The 2,922-nt window shown below is 71.7% G+C and carries 1 protein-coding gene; it reads right to left on the bottom strand.

Annotation, left to right across the window (positions count from 1 at the left end):
- Window positions 1-51 precede the first annotated feature (51 nt).
- Window positions 52-2,592 (bottom strand): autotransporter domain-containing protein, encoded by a 2,541-nt coding sequence (locus tag ACG2DA_RS22260; protein ID WP_395258822.1) that lies wholly within the window; start codon window positions 2,590-2,592, stop codon window positions 52-54.
- Between the last annotated feature and the right edge of the window lie 330 nt (window positions 2,593-2,922).

Raw genomic sequence — 2,922 nt, 5'->3', positions numbered from 1 at the left:
CGGGCCGTCTCGCGGGATTCTTCTCTCGGTTCCGGACGCGAGCGGGTCGGCTCAGAAGCAGACTTCGAGGTTCGCGTTGCCGGAGTGCACCGTGGAGTACTCCGTCAGGGCGGCGCGGTAGCGGGCGGAGAACTGCACCGGCCCGATGCCGACGCTCAGGCCGGGGCCGAGCACGAAGCGATGGGCGCCGAAGTCGGTGCCGCGGGCGGTGAAGGCCGCCGCCGGGGCCGAGTCCAGCCGGGTGTCAATGTCGCCGACCGAGGCGGCGGAGACGTCGCGGCTGTAGAAGGCTTCCATCGTGAAGCTGGTCGGCGCCCAGGGGACGAAGGTCAGCTGGTTGCCGGTCCGCAGGCCGGCCCGGGCCCGGACCTCCTTGAGGAAGGAGTCGCCCACGTACAGCGAGGTGATCCCGCCGGCCTCCGCGAACTCGTCCCGGTCGGTCTCGACGTACCGCAGTCCGGCGACCGGCATGATGAAGCCGACCGGGGAGCCGAACAGGTACCCGACCTCGGAGTCGACGGCGCCGAGGATGCTTTCGTACTCGGCGCCGGTGACGTCGGCGAAGGGGATGCCGCCCTGGGAGTCGTCGAGGACGTAGCTGCGGCGGGACTCGGCGTTGGCGACGCCGACGACGCCGGTGAGCCGGCCGTGGACCCGCCCCGCGGAGCCGCGGAGGTAGGCGCCCAGGCGATGCACCTCGTCGTTGACGACGGATTCGGCGTCGCCGACCCGGTTGACGTTCACCTCGGTGGTGTTGACCTCGGTGCCGAAGAAGCCGCTGAGGGCCAGGCAGGCGTTCGACCGGCCGAAGATCCGCGTGGCGCCGACCACCAGCCCGGCGCTGTCCAGTTCGGCGGGGAAGGCGTTGCCGTCGCCGGAGACGCGGCCGCTGGCGGCGTAGGTGTGGGTCCAGCCCTGCCAGGCGACGTCGTTGCGGCCGTTCACGCCGCAGGTGCCGCACACCAGCGGGAAGGCGGCGTCCTGCCCGGCGATCACGTCCAGGAACTGCAGCGAGTTCCGGTTCAGCGCCGTCATCTGCGTGGCGTAGACCTCGCCGGACAGACCGTTGACGGCCTGCAGGACCTGGGCCTGGGTCGGCCGCGTGTCGAGGGCGTTCAGCAGGAACGACAGGTTCGGGTCGGTGCTGACCACGTCCAGCGCGCGGGCCACCTGCCGGGTGTTGAAGGTGTTCGCGAACGTCGACAGGGGGACGTTACGACCGACGACCAACGAGTAGCTGTTCGGGCCGATGAACGGGATGAGCCGCAGGTCCGTCCGCGGGTTGTTGACGATCACCGGGTCGAGCACGACCAACCCGCCGGCGGCGGTGATGAAGCGGTACTGACGCCCGACCGCGAAGCTGGCGGCGTCGGCGCCGGCCGGCACGGGGAACACGTCCACGGTGCCGCCGTCGATCACCGCCAGCCCGGCAACGTTGATCTGGTCGAAGTCCACCCCCGCGACGGTGTTGCTGCTCGAACCGGGGAGCACCTCGATGTCGTAGTTGACGCCGTCCCCGAAGTAGTTCCCGCCGATGTTCAGCACCCCCCGGCCGTTGGCGCCGAGGGTGGGGGCGGAGCCGGCGACCGCGCCGGTGTCGCCGGGGGCGATGGTCCCGGCCGCGAGCACGTCGCCGTTGATCGTCCCGCCGCCGGTGAGGACGCTGCCCGCGTTCAGGAGCGTGGTGGTGGCGTTCAGCGTTCCGTTGATGCGGACCTGATCGCTGAAGTCGGCGATCCCGGAGATGTCCAGCGGGTCGAGCGGGTCGACGAGGCCGGCGACGGTCAGCGTACCCGCGGCCCGGACGTCGAGCAGGCCGTCCGTCTGCGTCAACGAGTCGGCGGTCATCGTGGCGCCGCCGCTGACGCGGACCTCGGCGCCGGCGCCGTCAATCAGGGCGGCGAGGGTGTCGAAGGTCGCGCCGTTGGCGGTGTTCAGCAGGCCGGTGCCGCGGACGACGGTGGCCGCGGGGCCGCCGGCGGTGGCGCTCCCGGAGATCACGGTGGTGGAACCGCCGCCGGAGGTCGTGAAGACGCCGCCGGAGACGTCGAGCGCCCCGGCCGCGATCTCGCCGCCGCCCAGGGCCGCCACGGTCCCGCCGGTCACGGACAGCACGCCGCTGCCCAGGGCGCCGGCGGCCGGCCCCGTCTCCCCGGCGGCGCCGGAGTAGAGCGTCGGCGAACCCACGACCAGGCGGCCGAACACGTTCGTGGTGGCGCCGGCCTCGTTCTGATACTGAACGTCGGTGAAGACGCCGTTGCCCGGCAGCAGCGTGCCGCCGAACTGCGTCGTGATCAGCGCGTCGGCGCCGATGGTGACGGTGCCGAAGTTCTGGAGATCTTCCGCCTTGACCCAGCCGGTGTTGGTCGACACCGACAGCGAGCCGATGACCTGCACGTCCTCGACGGTGGGAAAGAACGGGGCGGCGACGACGTTGTTAGGCGGCGTCTCCGTGGTGACGGACAGCGCCCCGATCGTGACGGTCTGGGCCTTCGCCGCCGAGGGCGTCAGCGTCAGGGCGAGCGCCGCCGCCGGCAGCCAGGGCAGCGCCCGGCGGAACCAGGACCGCCGCGGACGAGAAGTCGTTTCCATGCGCTCGGTCCGACGAGAAGCGAATTCACCGCGCACGGGGGAGGCCGAACGCGAACGCCGGGGCTGCGCGGCGCCGGCCGCGGAGGTGTGAGATGCCATGTCTGACGCTTCTCGGGAGGTCATGTTGAGCCCGCGGCCGGGCGGGAAACGGATTTCCGTCGCCCCGAATAACCGGCTCAATCGGCCCGACTGCTACGACGGCTTGAGGTGGAACCGCTCAAGCGTCGGTCAATACGGCGCTTCCCGCACGATCCGCACGGCGCTTCGCGCGCCGGCGGTCCCGAACCGTCCCCCTTCCACGCGGCGGACCGGTCCGCTCATGCGAAGCGG

It is taken from the genome of Alienimonas sp. DA493 (genome assembly GCF_043951915.1).
In the GTDB taxonomy this organism is placed as follows: Bacteria; Planctomycetota; Planctomycetia; order Planctomycetales; family Planctomycetaceae; genus Alienimonas.
Note: the sequence above shows the minus strand (reverse complement) of the source record. Positions and strands in the feature narration are given on the sequence as shown.

Excerpts from the sequence above, each read along its gene's own strand:
- ACG2DA_RS22260 (WP_395258822.1), bottom strand. The coding sequence starts at position 2,592 with ATGGAAACGACTTCTCGTCCGCGGCGGTCCTGGTTCCGCCGGGCGCTG.